The organism is Pseudomonas sp. LBUM1676 (genome assembly GCF_059695605.1).
This window is the reverse complement of the sequence record NZ_CP166777.1, coordinates 6,101,663-6,122,297: the sequence shown is the minus strand read 5'-3', so window position 1 is coordinate 6,122,297 and position 20,635 is coordinate 6,101,663. Positions and strand designations below refer to the sequence as shown.

The window sequence follows — 20,635 nt, the reverse complement described above, 5'->3', positions numbered from 1 at the left end:
CCTCTGGAGGGCGCGCGGACCCATCGAGGGGGATCCAATAAGCGCGCATTATGAAATAAGCAGGGCCAACCTTACAAAGTCTTTACTCGTTTTTCTGCTGCGCGGGGAATATATCGCCCAATTTACCGGGGATTTTTCGCAGATGAGCAGGAAAAAGCACGCCAATGCAGGTAAAAGCTGACGCTGGCAATGGCCAACGTCAGCAACCCCGGGTTATTTCAATGCGGCGAAGGCACGCTCGGCAGCGTCCAGTGTCAGTTTCAGCTCGGTTTCGCCATGGGCGATCGAAGTGAAGCCGGCTTCGAACGCACTCGGCGCCAGGTACACGCCACCTTCCAGCATCAAGTGGAAGAAGCGTTTGAACAGATTGGCGTCGCTGGACATCACATCATCGAAGGTCACGATGTCATCGGCCCCGCTGAAATACAGGCCGAACATGCCACCGGCCTGGGTGGTCACGAACGGGATGCCCGCTGCATCGGCGCGCTGTTGCAGGCCATCGAGCAGGCGGCTGGTGTAGTCGGTCAACTCGTCATGGAAGCCAGGACGGCTGATCAGGCGCAGCGTGGTCAGGCCGGCAGCCATCGCCAGCGGATTACCCGACAAGGTGCCCGCCTGGTAGACCGGGCCCAGCGGTGCGATGTGCGACATGATTTCGCGCTTGCCGCCGAAGCAACCGACGGGCATGCCGCCACCGATGATCTTGCCGAAAGTGCTCAGGTCCGGCGTTACGCCGTAGTGGGCCTGGGCGCCACCGAGGGCGACACGGAAACCGGTCATCACTTCGTCGAAAATCAGCACCACGCCGTGTTTGTCGCACAGGGTTCGCAGGCCTTCGAGGAAGCCCGGTGCCGGTGGTACGCAGTTCATGTTGCCGGCCACGGGCTCGACGATGATGCAGGCGACGTCCTGGCCGACTTCGGCGAGCATGGCTTCTACTGCGTCGATGTCGTTGAACGGCAGGGTCAGGGTATGTTTGGCGAAAGCCGCCGGCACACCGGCGGAACTCGGCACGCCTTGAGTCAGCGCACCGGAACCGGCCTTGACCAGCAGGCTGTCGGAGTGACCGTGGTAGCAGCCTTCGAACTTGATGATGCTGTCGCGGCCGGTGAAGCCACGGGCCAGACGGATTGCGCTCATGGTCGCTTCGGTACCGGAGCTGACCATGCGCACCATTTCCATCGACGGCACGATCGAGCAGACCAGGTCGGCCATCTGGGTTTCCATCTCGGTCGGGGCGCCGTAGGACAACCCGTGCTCAAGCTGTTTACGCACCGCGTCCAGGACGTCCGGATGGCTGTGGCCGAGAATCATCGGGCCCCAGGATCCGACGTAATCCACATAACGCTTGTCGTCTTCGTCGGTGACGTAGGCGCCTTCGGCGTGTTTGAAGAACAGCGGTGTGCCGCCAACGCTCTTGAATGCGCGAACAGGCGAGTTCACGCCACCGGGGATGTGTTTCTGGGCATTGGCAAACAGCGTTTCGGAACGAGACATGATCGGGCTCTCAAATCAGATTTTAAGCTACTTAAATAGAAAGCAGTTCGTTGAATGCGCGGGCGCGGCGGGTCACTTCAGCCGTGCTCTGAGCGCCAAACAGGCCATGGACCACCGCCAGCAGATCGACCCCGTGGGCCACCAGCGGGGCGGCGTTTTCCAGGGTGATGCCGCCGATCGCGCAGATCGGCAGGTGCAATGTGCTGCGGGCCTGGTCGAGCAGTTCGAGACTGCAGGTCGGTGCGCCGGGTTTGGTCGTGGAATTGAAGAAGCGGCCGAAGGCGACGTAACTGGCGCCTTCCTTGGCCGCTTGCTCGGCGAGTGCGAGCTGCGCGTGGCAGGTCGAACCGATGACCGCCTGGCGACCGAGCAGCGCGCGGGCCGGGGTCAGCGGCCCATCGGTCTGCCCCAGGTGCACGCCGACGTTCAGGCGCGCGGCCAGCTCGGCGTCGTCATTGATGATCAGCCGGGTCTTGTAGCGTTCGCACAGATCGCGCAGGGCTTGGGCTTCACGCAGGCGGCGCGCGTCGTCGTTGCTCTTGTCGCGATATTGCAGCAGGGAGACACCGCCTTCCAGCGCTGCCTCCACGTACGACAGAAATTTACCGGCCAGTAGCTGGCTGTCGGTAATGGCGTAAAGGCCACGTAGTTTCATCGGACAAGCCTCTGCGCTTTACGCATAAATAAGTTACGAACAGAAATCCAGCGGCAGACGGCGCGGCACGAACTGGCCTTTGCCCAGTTGCTCTGCGTCACGCAGGGTTCGCCATGTGTAGTTAAGCGCGGTCTGTACCGCACTGGCGAGGTTTTCACCCTGCGCCAGACGACCGGCCAACGCACTGGCCAAGGTGCAACCGGAACCGTGATAGCTGCCGGGCAACCGCTGGCAGGTGAAGGTTTCACGGCTGCCATCACGGCTGTACAGGCGATTGTGGATTTCTTCTTCATCGCCATGCCCGCCGGTGATCAGCAGGTGCTTGACGTAGGGCAAGAGTTTTTCAGCGCACTCGTCCGCGGTGCCTTCGGGCAGTTCGGCGAGGATGCGGGCTTCGGGAAGGTTGGGGGTGGCGATGATGGCCAGGGGCAGAAGACGTTCGCGCATGGCATAACCGACTTCGTCCTTGCCCAATCGTCCGCCGCCACCGGCGCGCAACACCGGGTCGCAGACCATCGGCAAATGCGGGTGCGCCTGCAGCAGTTCGACCACGGTGTCGACCATTTCCAGGGAACCGAGCATGCCCAGTTTGACGGCGGCGACTTCGCAATCGTTGAGCACGGCATTGGCCTGGGCCAACACCCACTCGCGGTCGAGGACGCGGAAGTCAGTGACGTTGACCGTGTCTTGCACGGTCAGGGCGGTGACGGCCGGGGCCGCATGACAACCCTGGGCGAGCAGGGCTTCGATATCTGCCTGCAAGCCGGCGCCACCACTTGGGTCGTGGCCGGAGAGACAGAGGACAACGGGGCGAGAGCTGTAGATATTCATGGTGCGCGAGCTTACCACCAAACTTCGTTTTTCGGGTGTCGGGACATCGGGCCCGGTCGATGCATTGCGCTGAGGGGGCGTGCTCCCTCACCGCAGATGTCCGGCATTTTCATCCTCTGACCGAACCAACAGCTCTAGCTCAGAGCATAGCGCTGTAACACCCGTGCTAGAGCCTTTGTAGGAAAAATTTCAATGGTGTTCAATGGCCATCAACGGCTATGCTAGAGTGGATCCAAGTCAATACAGGTAATACCGGTTTTACGTCTACTCAAAAGGAATGAGGGGCTTCCTGAGATAACCGGACAGGCCACGCTGGGGCTTAAATGCGCTATTTGCTGATATTGCTGTTGTGCTTGCCCCTCATGGCGAGCGCCGTCGAGTTCGATGAATTCACCCAAAGCCTGCCGCTGGGCCGAACCCTGCAAGTGTTCGAAGACGCGAGTGGTCAGGCGACCATTGCCGATATCAGTGCGCAAGCCGCCGCGGGACATTTCAAAACCCACGATAAAGACACCCTCAACGCCGGTTATTCTCGTTCGGCGTTCTGGCTGAAAATCGATTTGCACTACCGGCCCACCCAACCGTCGGCGCAACGGACCTGGCTGCTGGAACTGGCCTATCCGCCCCTTGATCACCTTGATCTGTACTTGCCCGATACGGCCGGTGGCTACCAGTTGGCCCGGCAGACCGGCGATGCCTTGCCGTTCGCCACTCGCGAGATTCGCCAGAACAACTACTTGTTCAATCTGAGTTTCACGCCTGATCAGCTGCAAACCGTTTATCTGCGCCTGCAAAGCGAAGGGTCGATCCAGGCGCCGGTGACCTTGTGGTCGAACACCGCTTACCTCGAAGCACAACCGGTGCGCCTTTACGTGCTGGGCGTGATCTACGGTGTGTTGCTGGGGATGCTGGTCTACAACCTGTTCATCTACCTCAGCGTGCGCGACACCAGCTACCTCTATTACATCTTCTACATCGCCTCGTTCGGCTTGTACCAACTGTCGGTGAACGGCGCGGCCGTGGAGTATTTCTGGCCGGACCATCCCTGGTGGGCCAACGCGGCGACGCCTTTCTTCATCGGTTGCGCCGGGCTGTTCGGTAGCCAGTTCGCCCGCAGCTTCCTGCAGACCGCCACCCACAGTCGCTGGCTCGACCGCTTGTTGCTGGCGTTGATTGTCTTCGGCGCGGTGGTGGTCGGGCTCTCGTTGATGGCCAGTTATGCCCTGGCCCTGCGTCTGGCGACGGCACTGGCGCTGATGTTCACCGTGGTGATTTTTGCCGCTGCGATTCTCGCCTGGCTGCGTGGCCTGCGTGTCGCGCGCTATTTCATCATTGCCTGGTCGGCGTTCTTGCTCGGCGGCATCATCAATACGCTGATGGTGCTGGGCTATCTGCCGAATGTGTTCCTGACCATGTATTCCAGCCAGATCGGTTCGGCGATCGAGGTGGCGCTGCTGTCGCTGGCCCTGGCCGACCGCATCAACGCCATGCGCGAGCAGCAGGCGCAGACGTTGGTTGATGCCGGTCATAAGCTCGAAGTGCTGAACCAGCAACTGGCGCACAGCAACAAGCTCAAGGACGAATTCCTGGCGACCCTGACCCACGAACTGCGCACGCCCATGAACGGTGTGATCGGTTCGCTGGAACTGATGCAGACCGTCGAGATGGACGCCGAGCTGGAGCAATACCAGCAAACGGCCTCCGGCTCGGCGCGGGACATGATGCGGATGGTCAATGGCATCCTGACCTTGACCGAATTGCAGGCCGGCAGGCTCAAGGTGATGACGGCCCCCTTCAGTTTGCGCGGCGTGGTCGATGCCTTGCGGTTGCAGTTGGAGGGCAATGCTTCGGGCAAGTCGCTGGATTTCAAAGTCGACGTGGCGCCGGGGCTGCCGGATCGCTTGCACGGCGACAGTGCCAAATTGGCGCAATGCCTGGAATGTCTGTTGGATAACGCGATCAAGTTCACCCGTATCGGCGGGGTGGCGTTGCGGGTGACGGGTAAGGCTGCAGGCCCCGACCGGTTGGCGCTGTCCTTTACGGTGATCGACACCGGTATCGGTTTCACCGATCTGGGAGAGTCGCCTTTGTATCAGCGGTTCTTCCAGCTCGACGGCTCGATGACCCGCGAATACGGTGGCCTGGGCGTCGGCCTGGCAATCTGTCGGCAACTGGTGGAATTGATGGGTGGGAGCCTGAGTCACCGCTCCGAGCCCGGGCGCGGCAGCCGTTTTCAGCTCGACGTCGAATTCGAACTGCCAAGGGTGGAACGGTCATCAGTACCTTCGACAACTCAAGCATTGCCACGCCTGCGACTGCCTCAGGACTGCAGCGTATTGATGATCGATGACAACAGCGTCAATCAATTGGTGATGCGCGGCATGTTGCTCAAGTTGGGGTTCCGGGTGCGCACCGCCGACAACAGTGCCGCTGCGCTCGATCAGTTGCAGCGTGAAGCCTTTGACGCGGTACTGATCGATTGCCAGCTGTCGTCAGTGGATGGCTGGTCCGTGTGTTGCCAGATCCGCACATTGCCCGGCTGCGCCGAACTGCCGGTATTCGTGGTTGCCCTGAGCGCTGATCGTGAACGCTGCCCGACCGGCGCCTTGATCGATTACCTGAGCAAACCGCTGAAATTCGAGGACCTGCAGGCCGCGCTACACCGTCGGGTGCTGTGTGGGGGGTAAGGCGAAAGCGCCGACAGTTAGGCAGATATGACACTTTGATCAGCCGTGGGGCGGTGCTTAACTGAAAATCCCCTGACTGATCAAAGGAGCCCGTCATGAACCTGCATCAGTTCGCCGAAACCCACGAAGTCACCAACCAGCCACCGTCGCTGGACGGCACCAACCTGTACCGCATCGACCTGCCTTTACAGGAGTGGTCGCGGCGTTTTGGTGCTGGTTGGGCGCAGTCGCGGATCGACGCCTACGGGGCACTGGCCGGCGGACCGTTGATGGAAGCGGGGTTCCTGGCCAATCAGAACAAACCGGTTTTCAGCAGTCATGACCGTTACGGTCATCGCATCGACCTGGTGGAATTTCACCCGGCGTATCACCAGCTGATGCGCACGGCGATCGAGCACGGCTTGACCTCTTTGCCCTGGGCGCATCCGCAGGACGGCGCGCATGTCGCGCGCGCCTCCATGACCTACCTGCACAGTCAGGCCGAAGCCGGCAGTGGCTGCCCGCTGACCATGACCTTCGCCAGTGTCCCGGCCATGCGCTTGCAAGCGGACCTGGCCAGGCAGTGGTTGCCGAAAATCCTCGCCACCGAATACGACCCGCGCAATGTCGCCATGGCCCATAAAGCCGGGGTGACCATCGGCATGGCGATGACCGAGAAACAGGGCGGCACAGATGTGCGGGCCAACACCACCAAGGCTTACCCGGTCGGTGCCAGCGGTCCGGGCCAGGCTTACGAGCTGGTGGGCCACAAGTGGTTCTGTTCGGCGCCGATGTGCGATGCCTTCCTGACCCTGGCCCAGACCGACAAGGGTTTGACCTGTTTCCTGCTGCCGCGCCATCGCCCGGACGACTCGCGCAACCAGTTCTACATCCAGCGCCTGAAGAACAAACTCGGCAATAGCTCCAACGCCTCCAGCGAAGTGGAGTTCCGTGGTGCCCTGGCGTGGATGGTCGGCGAGGAAGGGCGGGGAGTTGCGACCATTATCGAAATGGTCGCCATGACCCGCTTCGATTGCATGGTCGGTTCAAGCGCCCTGATGCGCCAGGCGCTGACCCAGGCCAGTCATCACTGCGCCCACCGCATGGTGGGTGGCAAGTTGCTCAGCGAGCAACCCTTGATGCAGAACGTACTGGCCGACCTGGCGCTGGAAAGCGAAGCGGCCCTGGCACTGAGTTTGCGCATGGGCAAGGCGCTGGATCACCTGGATGACAGTCACGAAGCGAAATTCGCCCGGCTGGTCACGGCGGTGGGCAAGTACTGGATCTGCAAGCGCGCGCCCGCAATGATCAACGAAGCCGCCGAATGCATGGGCGGTGCCGGTTATGTCGAAGACAGCATCCTGCCGCGGTTGTACCGCGAGGCGCCGGTCAACTCCACGTGGGAAGGCTCCGGCAACGTGCAATGCCTTGATGTGCTGCGGGCGTTGTCCAAAGAGCCGGGCGTGCTCGATGTATTGTTCAGCGAGTTGGGTGATGGCCACGGCGATAAACGCCTGACCGCGCATATCAGTCAGTTGCAGGCGGCGTTCAAGGACACCGACGACATTCAGTACCGCGCCCGGCAAATCACCGAAGACATTGCGTTGGGGCTTCAGGCCAAGTTGTTGCTGGAGGCTGGGAATGCGGCGGTCAGCGATGCCTTCATTGCCAGTCGCCTGGGTTCGGCGGGTCGAGTGTATGGCGTATTGCCGCGTGGGCTTGAGGTGGAAGCAATAGTCGCCCGCTCGACCCCGCAGGGATTTTGACCACGACTTCGTGAACGACACCGAACCCATGTGGGAGCGAGCCTGCTCGCGAAAGCGGCCTGCCAGTCACATTGATGTCGGATGTACCGCCGCATTCGCGAGCAGGCTCGCTCCCACAGTGGACATCTGTGCATCAACATTGGTGTTTAGCCAACACGCCACTGTTCCCGTGAAGCGATGTTGCAGGCAAGATGAAGCTCTGCAAGTCAGAACACAGGATGCTGATCGTGACCGAAGCTTTTATTGTCGTTCAAACCGCCGAGCAAGCCGTGGATCGGCTTGCGCTCTTGCACAATCGTGCAACCACCGCGCTGAACCAGGCGCTCAAGCGTTACCTCAAGGATCGAGTCGAACCGGACGCCGAACAGCGTGCAATGTTTCGTTATCCCGAACTGCGTCTGACCTACCACTGCCAAGGCGAAGTCCCGCAGACCACTCGCGCGTATGCCAAGGTCCAGTTGCCCGGCACCTACAGCGTCACCGTCACCCACCCGGCCGCCTTTCGCAAATACCTGCTGGAACAACTCGTGCCCCTGATGCACGACTTCACCGTTACCGTGGAAGTCGGCATCAGCCAACAGAATATTCCTTATCCCTATGTCGTCGAGCAGGGCGATGAGCTGGCCGGCTCCGGTGTTACCGCAGCAGTGCTGGCGCGGGTCTTCCCCAGTACCGACTTGTCTGCCGCGACCGACGGCATCGCCGATGGCCTGTACGACTGGGAAAACACCGATCCGTTGCCACTGGCGTTGTTCGATGCTGCACGGGTGGACTTCTCCCTGCGCCGCCTGGTGCATTACACCGGCAGCGACTGGCGTCATGTACAGCCTTGGATCCTGCTGACCAACTACCACCGTTACGTTGACCAATTCATCGTCCACGGCCTGGAACAGTTGCGCAATGACCCGCGTTTCGTGCGCATGGTACTGCCCGGCAACGTGATTATCGAAAAGAGCATGGACCACGGCGAAGCCTCGGCGATTGCCGCGGGCGTGGTCTGGCACCGGTACCAAATGCCTGCGTATCACTTGATCGCGACCGACGGTCATGGCGTGACACTGGTAAACATCGGCGTCGGCCCGTCCAACGCCAAGAACATCACCGACCACTTGGCCGTATTGCGCCCGCATTGCTGGCTGATGATCGGCCACTGCGGTGGCTTGCGTCAGTCCCAGACCATTGGCGACTACGTGCTGGCGCACGCGTACATGCGCCGGGACGGGATTCTCGACCGTGTCGTGCCGCCGAACATTCCGATTCCGGCCCTGGCTGAAGTGCAGATGGCCTTGCAGCAAGCGGCGGCGAACATCACCGGCGAAAAGGGCGACGAGCTGAAGAAGCGCCTGCGCACCGGCACCGTGCTGACCTATGACGACCGTAACTGGGAATTGCGCTGGGCGCAGGAGCGGCCATTGATCAACCTGTCCCGCGCGGTGGCCGTGGACATGGAAAGCGGCACCATTGCCGCCCAGGGTTATCGTTTGCGGGTGCCGTACGGCACGCTGCTCTGTGTGTCGGACAAACCGCTGCACAGTGAAATCAAGCTGCCAGGCTCGGCCAACGCCTTCTATGAACGCGCGGTCAGCCAGCACTTGAAGATCGGCATCGAGGCGGTGGATCTGTTGCGCACCGAACTCAACTCGTTGCACTCGCGCAAACTGCGCAGCTTCGACGAGCCGCCGTTCCGCTGATTGTTCTCATGGTCATTTGGCGGTCAGGGCACTAGCATTAGCAGCCCTGACCGTTAGATGCTCCTTTTCCCATGTCTCGTCCTCAACGTCCCGTTTCCCGCCGCCCTGGCGTGAAGCCTGCGCCATCGTCCTCCGCCCCGCGCCGTATTGCCAAAGCGCCGCCGGCCGAGCCGAAGCTGATTGTGTTCAACAAACCATTCGATGTGCTGACGCAATTCAGCGACGGTGAAGGGCGGGCAACGCTCAAGGATTACATCGAGATTCCGGGCATCTACCCGGCAGGACGGCTGGACCGTGACAGCGAAGGCTTGCTGTTACTGACCAACGATGGCCAGCTGCAGGCGCGGATTGCCGACCCGAAACACAAGCTGGCGAAGACGTATTGGGTGCAAGTGGAAGGCGAGCCGAGCGCCGAGCAGTTGCAGCGCCTGCGCGATGGTGTCGAGTTGAACGATGGCATGACCTTGCCGGCTGAAGCACGGCAGCTTGAAGAGCCACAATTGTGGCCACGCCATCCGCCGGTGCGCTTTCGCAAAAGCGTACCGACCAGTTGGCTGGAGCTGGTGATTCGCGAAGGGCGCAACCGACAGGTACGGCGCATGACTGCGGCGGTCGGCTTGCCGACGTTACGTCTGGTGCGGGTCAGGATCGGCGACTGGACGATCGAAGGGCTCGATCAGGGCCAGTGGAAGGAAGTGCCGGCGCGTTTAGATTGAGCCGGATTCGATCATGCCGATGACCACGCTTTTGATCACGAACGCGGCCACGCCCAGGCCGAGTACGAAGAACAGGATGAACGAACCAAAGCGTCCGGCCTTGGATTTCTTCGCCAGGTCCCAGACGATAAAACCCATGAAAATGATCAGGATGCTGACCAGACCGGTCATCATCCACTCTTCGAATACTGCAGGATCCATCGGACATCTCCAGCGTGGGCGGGGCTAAAAGCGCTGGAGTATACGGCATGGGGGCGTGGTAGAGGATTGACCTGCGGCAGTGTGTCGCAGCTATTCGTCGCCTGTGCCGGCGCCTTCGCCGGCTTGCCGGCGAAGGCGTAATTAGCCGCGCAGATGGGTTAAAGGTAACTCCGTGCTGTTGAGCACCTGATTCAACACAAAACTCGAGCGCACACTGGTCACCCCTTCAATCCGGGTCAGATGCCCCAGCAGCAGTTTCTGATAGTGATCCATGTCCGGCACCACCACCTTGAGCTGGTAGTCCGCATCCATCCCCGTCACCAGACTGCATTCCAGCACTTGCGGCAATGTCCTGATCGCCGCTTCGAAGTTCTCGAAACGCTCCGGCGTATGCCGGTCCATGCCGATCAGCACATAAGCCGTCAGGCTCAGGCCGAGCATTTTGCGGTCCAGCAGGGCCACCTGGCGGGAAATGTAGCCGTCGTCTTCCAGTTGCTTGACCCGGCGCGAGCAGGGAGAGGGTGACAGGCCGATGCGTTCGGCCAGCTCCTGGTTGGAAATGCGCGCGTCGCGCTGCAATTCCGCCAAAATGCTCAGGTCGTATCGGTCGAGTTTGCTCATCAATCAGGCCTTTGTCATATCAATTGCGGCAGATTATCTATCCAGGGTTAAAAATTGCGCAAGTCATGTTTATTTGAGCAATCTTCGCAATCCTCTACCAACGCCTCCGGCCTATTCTTATCACCAGAATCACTGCTCGGACAAACAGTCCACAGCGGCTCGCCCAATCAGGCCAGCTGCGGTCGCCACCCCCACAGGGGATGTGCCGGCCCCCGAGCTACACACTGTCCAGAAGACGGCGTGAGGTGAGCCGACGTCAAAAGCGTCGAGCACGGACGAAGTTCTCCAAAGGGAGGCCGACGGGTCTCCCTTTTCTTTTGCCCGCGATTTATCGCTGACCTCTCAATAAATAAGTTGCGTGACTGATAACCTGCTGCAGAACCGGCCGCTGCTTTCCCAGTCTCATGTACAGGCCCTGACCCGCAGTGAGGAAAAGCATGAAGTCGCGCATCTGGCGTTTGGCCGGTGTTGGTTTGCTGTGTGTAAGTGTCGCTGCGCAATCGTTGGCCGATGAGCCGCAAAACCGTGGTCCTGACGGCGGGCAACGTGGCTCGGATGGCCGACAGGGCAATAATCAGGGCCATGGCGGTAACAATCAGCCACGCCCGCAGAATAGTCAGCAACAGAATCAACCGCGTGGGCAGAACAACGACATCATTCGTGGCGACAACAGTCGTCAGTTCGAACATAACGGCCAGAATCAGCAGAACCGTCAGCCGCGCGACTACAACAGTCCGGTGCGGCCGCCACCACCGCCGCCGCAGCTACCGGCCAATGACCTGCCGATCCAGGGCCGGCCCGACACCGTGCGCCAGACCCAGCAACCGCAGCGCGGTTACTACCAGGATGCGCCGCGGCGCAACGACAACAACCCGCATTGGCAAAGTAATGGCCCGCGTCCCGATGACCGTCACTGGCCGGGCCGCCCGGACGGACATGGCAACGGCTGGGGCCCGGGCCCGCAATACCGTCCGGGTCATGTGATCGATCGCTTCCCGGACCGCGACTACCGCGTGCCTTATGGGGGGCGGGACTATTTCTATTCCGGTGGCTACTGGTATCGCCCGCAGGGACCGCGTTATGTGGTGGTTCAACCGCCACGGGGGATTCGTGTCAGCTACCTGCCCGATTACGCGCAAGAAGTGTGGATTGGCGGTGCGCTGCTTTTCCTGGCGGCCGGGTCCTATTACGCCTATCAGGAAAGCACACAGGATTACGTGGTGGTCGAGCCGCCCGTGCAGGCACAGCCGCAACCGCAGCCAGTCAGTAATGGTTATGACGTAGAGGCGTATCCCGCCAACGGTCAGTCGCCGGAGCAGGTTAACCAGGACGGTTACCAGTGCTACCAACACGCGGTGCAGCAGAGCGGCTTCAATCCACGAACGGCGACCTATCAACCGGACCCGTCGGTGGTGCAAGACTACCGCCAGGCCCAGGGCAATTGTCTGAGCAGTCGCGGTTATCAGGTCAATTACTGAGCCCGGGCAGCCTGCACCACTTCCTGCGGGTCGGCGTGCACCAGCACCTCGGCTCGCGGGTACGCCGCGTGAATCGCATCGGCGGCTTGATCGCTGATGCCGTGGGCGACTGACAGCGTCAACTCGCCCGGCAACTCCAGATGCAACTGCACGAACCACTGGTTACCGGAAACCCGCGTGCGCAGGTCGTGCGCGCCCAGTACCCCCGGCACGCTGCAGGCCAGTTCGAGCATGTGCTGGCTGACATCCGGCGGCAGTTCTTCATCCATTAGCACCGTAAAGCTCTCACGGGCGATTCGGGTCGCGCTCCAGAAAATGTAGGCGGCGATCCCCATGCCGAACCAAGGGTCGACTTGATGCCAGCCAAACCCGGCCAGCACCAATGCCACCAGGATGCTGCCGTTGAGCAACATGTCCGAGCGGTAATGCAGGGAGTCGGCACGCACCGCGTTGGAGCCGGTGGCCTTGACCACCCGATGTTGCAGCATCAGCAGGGCCAGGGTCAGCGCCAGGGAAAACAGGATGACCCCGATGCTGATCCACGCCGCTCCCACCGGCTCCGGATGCTTCAGGCGGTCGACGGCCTGCAAGGCGATCAGCACCGCACTGCCACCAATGAACAGCGCCTGTGCCATGCCCGCCAGCGACTCGGCCTTGCCATGCCCGTAGCGGTGATCCTCATCGGCGGGGCGCAAGGCGTAATGCACGGCCAGCAGGTTGAGCAGGGAGGTGACGCCGTCGAGGGCCGAGTCGGTCAGCCCGGCGAGCATGCTCACCGATCCGCTCAACCACCAGGCGATGGCCTTGGCGACGATCAACATACACGCCACCGCCACCGAGGCACGGGTCGCCAGCCGCAACAGGCGGGCGTGTTCGGAGCTGGAGATCATAAGTACGGCTTGTCCTTCGAGTGGTCCTTCACCGGCACGGATTACGCGGCAGGCTGCAGGCCGAACATGGCCAACTGCTGTGCGCTGCCCTTGTGCTGGATCAGGCGTGGGTCGTCCAGCGGGAAACTGCGTCCCAGTTCGGTTTCGAGAATAGTCTGCAACTTGTGGTTATCGACCTTGCCGTCGGCACCGATGGCGTCCTTGAGTTTTTCCGGTGCGACCTGGGCGGTCTTGCCTGGCTCGAAGTAAATCGCGCCGGTGGCAAAGTCCACGGCAAAGGCGATCAGGCCGGGGATGATGTAGAACAGCAGGCCCACGGCATCGAGTGCGGCGATGGCCGGGTCGATCTTGCCGTCGATCTGACCACGGCGGTCGGGGTAGAAAATCGAACCGCAGGCGGTGACCTGGGTCAGCAACGTCGCGATCAGTACACCGCCAATCAAGCGAAAGGGAGCACGCATAAGAAATCTCCTGGGTAATGTCAAAACGAAAAGGCGCCTGTATGAATTAGGACCCTGATAAACGCCGAGCAGTTCGCCGTTATACTCGCGCCGGCAGGGCGTGCCCACAGTAAATTGCGGCCGCGTCTCACCCCCACTGAAATAGCTGAGGATTGATGTTGTTTTTTCCAGATCGACAACGCGTAACGGCTGATGGATGTTATCGGGGTTCGGCCCTCCGGGCTGAAGCTGTGGACGCGCCATGCTGCGTTGCGGGACTTGGCAAGGAAACGACCCTTACCGGCGTCCCGCGCCTTGCCTGGCACGTCCACAACTTCAACGCGACTCGCAATTTACTGTGGGCACGCCCTGTGGAGCCAGCATGATTTCTTTGCCGATTGATGAAGTTTTACCCGCGCTGCGTGAAGCCTTGGCTACACGCCACGAAGCTGTGCTCGAAGCACCGCCCGGTGCCGGTAAAACCACCCGCGTGCCCTTGGCCTTGCTCAACGAGACCTGGCTGGCCGGGCAGACCATTCTGATGCTCGAACCGCGTCGGCTGGCCGCACGGGCGGCGGCGGAGCGGTTGGCCAGTGAACTGGGTGAGAAAGTCGGCGAAACAGTGGGTTATCGGATTCGTCTCGATAGCAAAGTCGGCCCCAAAACCCGCATTGAAGTGGTCACCGAAGGCATTCTCACCCGCCGCCTGCAAGACGACCCGGCGCTTGAAGGCGTGGGTTTGCTGATCTTCGACGAATTCCACGAGCGCAGCCTCGACGCCGACCTGGCGTTGGCCCTGAGCCTGAATGGCCGGGAACTGTTTCGCGACGATCAGCCGCTGAAAATCCTGTTGATGTCGGCGACGCTGGAAGGCGAGCGCCTGGCGGGGTTGCTGGATAACGCGCCGATCCTGCGCAGCGAAGGCCGCATGTACCCGGTGGCGATGCGCTGGGGCCGGCCGTTCCAGCCCGGTGAATTCATTGAGCCGCGCCTGGTGCAGACCATTCTCGACGCCTTGGACGATGAAACCGGCAGCGTGCTGGTGTTTTTGCCAGGGCAAGCGGAAATCCGTCGCGTGCATCAACAACTGGCCGATGCGTTGAGCGAAAACACCCAGGTGTTGCTGTGCCCCTTGCATGGCGAACTGGATCTGGCTGCGCAGCGCGCCGCGATCGACCCGGCACCGGCGGGCAAACGCAAAGTCGTACTGGCCACCAATATTGCCGAAACCAGCCTGACCATCAACGGCGTGCGCGTGGTGATCGATGCCGGGCTGGCGCGGGTGCCGCGTTTCGATCCCGGCAGCGGCATGGCCCGGCTCGATACCCAGCGAATTTCCAAGGCCAGCGCCACGCAGCGCGCGGGTCGGGCAGGGCGGTTGGAGCCGGGTGTGTGTTATCGCCTGTGGTCGCAGGATCAGCACGAGCAACTGGCGGCCTATGCCAGTGCCGAAATTCTCTCGGCAGACCTTGCCGGGCTGGCGTTGCAGCTTGGCCGCTGGGGCGTGACACCGGGGCAATTGGTGTGGCTCGACGTGCCGCCAGCCGCCGCTTATGCGCAGGCGCAGGACTTGCTTGAACGCCTGGGCGCCCTGGACGGCGAAGCGCTGACCCGGCACGGCCAGGCAATGGCCGAATTGCCAGCGCATCCGCGTATTGCGCATTTGCTGTTGCGGGGTCAGGCACTCGGCCTGGCCGACATGGCGTGCGATGTCGCGGCATTGCTTGGTGAGCGGGATATCTTGCGTGGTGCCGGGGCGGATCTGCACAGCCGGTTGGTGCTGTTATCCGGCGAAGAGCGGGCCGCACGCGGTGCTCAGGGCGGCGTGCAACGGGCCCGGCAACTGGCGCGGCAGTATCGCGGCTATCTGCGGGGTAAAGCATCGGAACCGGTCAGCGATCCCGATCACCCGCGCTGGCTCGGCGCGTTGCTGGCACTGGCCTATCCCGACCGGGTTGCCCAGCAACGGCGTGCCGGTGGCGCGGAATACCGTTTGGCCAATGGCCGTGCCGCGTTGTTCGCCGAGGCCGACAGTTTGATGAAACAACCGTGGCTGGTGATCGCTGATCTCGGCAGTCGTCAGGGCCAGCGTGAGGAACGGATTTACCTGGCAGCGGATTTTGATCCGGCGTTGTTCGACTCAGTACTGGCCGAGCAGGTGCGTTGCGTCGATCAACTGGATTGGGATGAGCGTGAAGGCGTGTTACGGGCCGAGCGACAGCGCAAGGTCGGTGAATTGATCCTCAGCCGCGAACCACTGACCGGTCTCGACGAAAGCGCTCGCAGCCAGGCGCTGGTGAATCTGGTGCGGCGCAAAGGCCTGGAGCTGTTGCCATGGACCCCGGAGTTGCGTCAGTGGCAGGCGCGGGTCGCGTTGTTGCGGCAGCTGGATCTGGGCAGCAAGGGCGAGAGCGAATGGCCGGATGTCAGCGACGCCGCGTTGCTCAAAAGCCTTGAACACTGGTTGATGCCGTATCTGGGCAAAGTCTCGCGGCTCAGTCACTTCACCAATCTCGACCTCTCGAGCATCGTCCACAACCTGCTGCCCTGGCCTCTGCCACAACGGCTCGACGAGTTGGCGCCGCATCACTTGAGCGTGCCGTCGGGCTCGTCGATTCGTCTGGACTACAGCGAGCAGCCGCCGATCCTCGCGGTGCGTTTGCAGGAATTGTTCGGCCTGGCTGAAACCCCGCGCATCGCCGGTGGCCGGCAAGTGGTCAAGCTGCACCTGCTGTCCCCGGCGCGACGCCCGGTGCAAGTGACCCAGGACCTGGCGAACTTCTGGCGCAGCACCTATGCCGAGGTGAAGAAGGATTTGAAGGGGCGCTACCCTAAACACTATTGGCCGGATGACCCGTTGGTGGCCGAGGCAACCGCGCGGATCAAACCGCGCAAGTAAACCCGCGTCCCTGTAGGAGCGAGCTTGCTCGCGAAAGGCTCAAGGACGCCGCTGCGCATCTGGTTTTACGCGTTATCGTTCACTACCTTCGCGAGCAAGCCCGCTCCTACAGGTTTTACCGGCGGAGAGCGCGTGTTTAAAGGCGTTTAAGAATACTTCCTGCAAGCTACAAGACCTTGCGCCGTTGCCTACGGGTACGCCAGAATCCGCCGGCTTGTGCGCTTTGGAGGCCATCGGTAACTTGATTCGTGTCACTGCTCATCAGTGATCGGGTTTAGTCGCTCGAGGGTATATCAACGCGCATATGCGATCAGACAGTCAGGTCATTTCATGCCTGCACTCCATGGTAGCTGTGCGCAGGGCGCCTTCGGGCGCGCCGGTTTGATACTCCCCCGGTCGACTAACCTGCGTACAGCTGCCACCCCCCTGTTTAGTCGCAGATCGGTGACGGCTCCATATATTTGGGAGTTTCAATCTATGATCAAACCTACACCGAATCCCCCGGACACCGATCCGGCATCCCCATACGAATCCGATTCCAAAAAACTCAACGAGGCCGCCGAACGCGCCCTCAACTTCCACTTCCCCTCGACGGCCGACATCAAAGCCACGCCGCGCACACCCAGTAACCTGTTTACCGTGGACCCAGAGGCCACGACCGAAACCCTTGTGGTGTATCTGGTCGAGACGCTGGCCTCGGTGGATGTAATGGTCCATCAGTTGGTCGATCACCTGGACGGCGGATCGCGCAATGCGCTGCTGGGGATTTCCAACAGCGTGATGCTGGCGGAGATCACGGCGAATCGGGTGCTGGATCAGATTGATCCACCCGGGTAAGCCTGCGGGGCTGACCAGTTTTTTCCTTCCCCAAAGCCACAAAAAACCTGCTTTCTCCGATTCCAGTGCATGCACAGAATGCAATTGCGCGTGCATTGGAATTTTAAGGAGTGAGTCATGACGTTCTCGATTATCGGACGCTGCCCTGAAACCGGGCAGCTCGGTATTGCCATCAGTTCTTCAAGCATTGCGGTCGGCGCACGCTGCCCTTGGGCACGGGCGGGTGTTGGTGCTGTCTCCACGCAGAACATTACGCTGCCGGCGTTAGGCCCGCAGATCCTGGACCTGCTGGAGCACCAGCATCTGGAGCCTGACGCGGCACTGGACAAGGCACTCACGTCCAACGGCTGGAGCCAGTACCGTCAGGTCACGGTGATCGATGCGTCAGGCCGGATTGCGCTGTTCAGCGGCAAGGAGTCGTTGGGCGTGCATAACGCAGTGAAAGGCGAGCAATGTGTCGCGGCGGGTAACCTGCTCAGCGATGTGCGGGTCATCGAGGCCATGGTCGAGGCATTCGAAGCCGAGCCGGGTCAGTTGGCGGACCGGTTGCTGGCGGCCATGCACATGGCCATGGCGGCCGGTGGCGAGGCGGGACCGGTTCATTCCGCCGCGCTCAAAGTGGTGGGTGACCACACATGGCCGATCATCGACTTGCGCGTCGACTGGGCCGAGGAAGATCCCATCGGACAACTTGACGGCCTCTGGCAGGCCTATCGTCCACAAATGCAGGACTACCTGACTCGCGCGCTCAATCCGACGACGGCGCCGAGCTACGGGGTGCCTGGCGATGAGTGATGCATCCAGTCGCGAGCTGCTGGAGCGCCTGATTGGTTTTGCCACTGTCAGCCGCGATTCCAATCTTGAGTTGATTCGTTTCATCGAGTCATATCTGGCCGACCACGGGGTTGAGAGTGAGCTCTTCTTCAACGAAGAAGGCACCAAGGCGAATCTGTTTGCGACCATCGGCCCGCTTACCTCTGGTGGCGTGGTGCTCTCCGGTCACACCGATGTGGTGCCGGTTGACGGGCAGGCGTGGACGATCGATCCGTTTCGGCTGACTGAAAAGGATGGGCGCCTGTACGGACGTGGCACCGCAGACATGAAAGGCTTCATTGCCTCGGTCCTCGCGGCGGTCCCGACCTTTGTGCAGCGTCCGCTTCTGACGCCGGTGCACCTGGCCTTTTCCTATGATGAAGAAGTGGGTTGCCTGGGTGTCAGGCCGATGCTGGCCGAGCTGGAGAAGCGACCATTTAAACCCCGACTTTGCCTGATCGGCGAACCGACAGAGCTCAAGCCTGTGCTCGGCCACAAGGGCAAACTGGCGATGCGCTGCGAAGTGCGTGGTGCGGCGTGCCATTCGGCGTATGCGCCTTACGGGGTGAACGCGATCGAATATGCGGCACAGTTGATTGGCCGGCTCGGTGTTATCGGTGAACAGCTCGCGCATCCTGATCACCACGACTCGCGTTTTGATCCGCCGTTTTCGACAGTGCAAACCGGTGTGATCAAAGGTGGCCGGGCGCTGAACATTGTTCCCGCTGAATGTGAGTTCGATTTCGAGGTCAGGGCGTTGCCGGACTTTGATGCACAAGACGTGGCGGATCAGTTGCAGATCTACGCCCATGAAAACCTTTTGCCCAAGATGCGCGCGGTGCAGGCGGACACCGACATTCGCCTGCGTCCGTTGAGCGCATATCCCGGATTGGCGACACCGCCCGAGAGTGAAGCGGCGCGGCTGCTTGCTCTGTTGAGCAACTCTTCAGAGTTTGGAACGGTCGCGTTTGGCACCGAGGGTGGGCTGTTTGATCAGGCTGGCATTCCGACGGTGGTCTGTGGTCCGGGCAGCATGGATCAAGGGCACAAGCCTGACGAGTTCATTGCGCTGGAGCAGTTGAGCGGTTGTGATGCGATGCTGGTTCGCCTGGCCGACTATCTGTGCGCCGACATTTAACTGTAGGAGCGAGCTTGCTCGCGATTGTCGTTAACGATTACGCGTGCTGTCTGAATGGACGCGGCGCCTGCAGGTTTTTCGCGAGCAAGCTCGCTCCTACAGGGGCTTGGCCGACTATCTGTGTGGCGACGCGAACTGTGGGAGCGAGCCTGCTCGCGATGGTCGTTAACGATTACGCGTGCTGTCTGAATGAACGCGGCGCCTGCAGGTTTTTCGCGAGCAAGCTCGCTCCTACAGGGGCTTGGCCGACTATCTGTGTGGCGACGCGAACTGTGGGAGCGAGCCTGCTCGCGATGGTCGTTAACGATTACGCGTGCTGTCTGAATGAACGCGGCGGCTGCAGGTTTTTCGCGAGCAGGCTCGCTCCTACAGGGGCTTGGCCGACTATCTGTGTGGCGACGCGAACTGTGGGAGCGAGCCTGCTCGCGATGGTCGTTAACGATTACGCGTGCTGTCTGAATGAACGCGGCGGCTGCAGGTTTTTCGCGAGCAGGCTCGCTCCTACAGGGGGCTTGCAACGTTTTGGCTCAGTTGTTCGCGGCAAAAATCCACGAACAACTGCGCAGGCTTGGTCAGTTGACTGCGTTTCAGATGGGCGGACGCCAGGCCGGACAGTGTGACCGGCTCTTTTATGTTCACGCAGATCACCTTCTTTCCATCGTAAGTGCACTCGGAATGCGGGCGGGTGACCAGTATGGAAAACCCGAACCCCTGACCAACCATGCCGCGCACCATCTCGATCGAGGGCGAGCTGAACACGATGTTGGGCGTCAGTTCCAGTTCGTGGAACAGGCTGACAAAGTAGGTCCGGCTTGGTTGCACATCGAGAAGAATCATCGGCTCGCTGCACAGGTCCCGTAGCGATACTTCCTTCTGGTCGGCAAAGCGGTGCCCTTCAGGCAACAGGACGTAAGGCTTCTGAGGTGGCATGAGCGGCGTGGTTTGTATGGTGCCGTCCAACCCGTGATCGTAGAGGAACGCCACATCGAAAGTGCCAGCGGTCAAGCCCTGCACCAGCTCTTGTTGCTCGCCATCGCGAATGCGTATGTCCACGCCCGGGTAAAGCTTGCGAAAGCCGGCGATCAGTTGAGGCAAGTACAGCGGAGCGACGGTCTCGAAGCAGCCGATATCGATTTGTCCGGACACCGTGTCGTTATCGGCCAGTGCGTTCTGTTCAAACTCCCTGGCCATGCGCAGCAGCTCTTGCGCCTTGTGATAGAAGCGCGTGCCGGTGGGCGTCAGGGATACGCCTTGGGCGTGGTGGCGGATGAACAGCTGGACGTTGAACGACTCTTCCAGACTCTTGATCGCCGTCGAAACCGAAGGTTGCGCGATATACAGCTGCCGCGAGGCCTCAGCGACGCTGCCGGCTTCTACCGTTGTGACGAAATACTTGAGTTGCCGCAATGTATAGGAAGCCACACGCACCTCGTTCTGCTCTGTTTTGCGGTGAAAGCCCGGATGGGTATCGCACAGATTGTTGACTGAACCTTACC

At 61.0% G+C, this 20,635-nt stretch carries 17 protein-coding genes; 9 read left to right on the top strand and 8 right to left on the bottom strand.

What is annotated here, in order from left to right; all coding sequences use genetic code 11:
* Positions 1-213: 213 nt before the first annotated feature.
* Genes hemL through ACA041_RS28285 form a run of 3 tightly spaced genes read right to left on the bottom strand, consistent with a single transcriptional unit; the run spans position 214 to position 2,983 of the window.
* Positions 214-1,497: a glutamate-1-semialdehyde 2,1-aminomutase gene (gene hemL / locus ACA041_RS28295; protein WP_497438810.1), complete on the bottom strand. Its 1,284-nt coding sequence runs from the start codon at positions 1,495-1,497 to the stop codon at positions 214-216.
* A gap of 31 nt (positions 1,498-1,528) precedes the next feature.
* A complete protein-coding gene (gene thiE / locus ACA041_RS28290) occupies positions 1,529-2,152 on the bottom strand; it encodes a thiamine phosphate synthase (protein ID WP_497438809.1) in 624 nt (207 codons plus the stop codon).
* 33 nt (positions 2,153-2,185) lie between these two features.
* Positions 2,186-2,983, bottom strand: coding sequence for a hydroxymethylpyrimidine/phosphomethylpyrimidine kinase (locus ACA041_RS28285; protein WP_497438808.1), 798 nt, complete (start codon positions 2,981-2,983; stop codon positions 2,186-2,188).
* A 323-nt stretch (positions 2,984-3,306) separates the two neighbouring features.
* Here ACA041_RS28285 and ACA041_RS28280 point away from each other — a divergent pair, with 323 nt between their 5' ends.
* The 4 genes from ACA041_RS28280 to ACA041_RS28265 all read left to right on the top strand — a co-directional run bounded on the left by ACA041_RS28280 (position 3,307) and on the right by ACA041_RS28265 (position 9,822).
* Positions 3,307-5,670, top strand: a complete 2,364-nt coding sequence (locus ACA041_RS28280; RefSeq protein WP_497438807.1) for a 7TM diverse intracellular signaling domain-containing protein — start codon at positions 3,307-3,309, stop codon at positions 5,668-5,670.
* A gap of 95 nt (positions 5,671-5,765) precedes the next feature.
* Positions 5,766-7,415 carry an acyl-CoA dehydrogenase family protein gene (locus tag ACA041_RS28275; protein ID WP_497438806.1) on the top strand — a complete coding sequence of 550 codons (1,650 nt, stop codon included), beginning with the start codon at positions 5,766-5,768 and terminating at the stop codon, positions 7,413-7,415.
* 191 nt (positions 7,416-7,606) lie between these two features.
* The gene (amn, locus tag ACA041_RS28270; RefSeq protein ID WP_497438805.1) at positions 7,607-9,106 is read left to right on the top strand and encodes an AMP nucleosidase; all 1,500 of its coding nucleotides are present in this window, start codon (positions 7,607-7,609) and stop codon (positions 9,104-9,106) included.
* A 146-nt stretch (positions 9,107-9,252) separates the two neighbouring features.
* Positions 9,253-9,822 (top strand): pseudouridine synthase, encoded by a 570-nt coding sequence (locus ACA041_RS28265; protein ID WP_497442190.1) that lies wholly within the window; start codon positions 9,253-9,255, stop codon positions 9,820-9,822.
* Here the strand turns inward: ACA041_RS28265 and ACA041_RS28260 are convergent.
* Complete coding sequence (locus ACA041_RS28260) at positions 9,814-10,023, bottom strand: DUF2788 domain-containing protein (protein ID WP_338921670.1); 210 nt, start codon at positions 10,021-10,023, stop codon at positions 9,814-9,816. The genes ACA041_RS28265 and ACA041_RS28260 overlap by 9 nt on opposite strands.
* Positions 10,024-10,164: 141 nt before the next feature.
* Positions 10,165-10,644, bottom strand: coding sequence for an Lrp/AsnC family transcriptional regulator (locus tag ACA041_RS28255; RefSeq protein ID WP_054052470.1), 480 nt, complete (start codon positions 10,642-10,644; stop codon positions 10,165-10,167).
* Positions 10,645-11,081: 437 nt separating this feature from the next.
* Between ACA041_RS28255 and ACA041_RS28250 the strand changes: the two genes are divergently transcribed.
* A complete protein-coding gene (locus ACA041_RS28250) occupies positions 11,082-12,122 on the top strand; it encodes a DUF6515 family protein (RefSeq protein ID WP_497438804.1) in 1,041 nt (346 codons plus the stop codon).
* Here ACA041_RS28250 and ACA041_RS28245 read toward each other — a convergent pair.
* Entirely contained in the window at positions 12,116-13,012 is an 897-nt protein-coding gene (locus tag ACA041_RS28245; protein WP_497438803.1) for a cation diffusion facilitator family transporter, read from the bottom strand. The two genes, ACA041_RS28250 and ACA041_RS28245, sit on opposite strands and share 7 nt — an antisense overlap.
* A gap of 41 nt (positions 13,013-13,053) precedes the next feature.
* Positions 13,054-13,473, bottom strand: a complete 420-nt coding sequence (pmcY, locus tag ACA041_RS28240; RefSeq protein WP_497438802.1) for a periplasmic Zn2+ metallochaperone PmcY — start codon at positions 13,471-13,473, stop codon at positions 13,054-13,056.
* Between the two features lie 361 nt (positions 13,474-13,834).
* Between pmcY and hrpB the strand changes: the two genes are divergently transcribed.
* The 4 genes from hrpB to argE all read left to right on the top strand — a co-directional run bounded on the left by hrpB (position 13,835) and on the right by argE (position 19,139).
* A complete protein-coding gene (hrpB, locus tag ACA041_RS28235; protein ID WP_497438801.1) occupies positions 13,835-16,351 on the top strand; it encodes an ATP-dependent helicase HrpB in 2,517 nt (838 codons plus the stop codon).
* A 477-nt stretch (positions 16,352-16,828) separates the two neighbouring features.
* A complete protein-coding gene (locus ACA041_RS28230; RefSeq protein ID WP_497438800.1) occupies positions 16,829-17,188 on the top strand; it encodes a DUF6124 family protein in 360 nt (119 codons plus the stop codon).
* A 117-nt stretch (positions 17,189-17,305) separates the two neighbouring features.
* Entirely contained in the window at positions 17,306-17,983 is a 678-nt protein-coding gene (locus ACA041_RS28225) for a DUF1028 domain-containing protein (RefSeq protein WP_497438799.1), read from the top strand.
* On the top strand, positions 17,976-19,139 hold the full coding sequence (gene argE, locus ACA041_RS28220) for an acetylornithine deacetylase (RefSeq protein WP_497438798.1): 1,164 nt from the start codon (positions 17,976-17,978) through the stop codon (positions 19,137-19,139). The genes ACA041_RS28225 and argE overlap by 8 nt, the downstream gene beginning before the upstream one ends.
* A gap of 501 nt (positions 19,140-19,640) precedes the next feature.
* Here the strand turns inward: argE and ACA041_RS28215 are convergent.
* A complete protein-coding gene (locus tag ACA041_RS28215) occupies positions 19,641-20,561 on the bottom strand; it encodes a LysR family transcriptional regulator (protein ID WP_497438797.1) in 921 nt (306 codons plus the stop codon).
* Positions 20,562-20,635 lie beyond the last annotated feature (74 nt).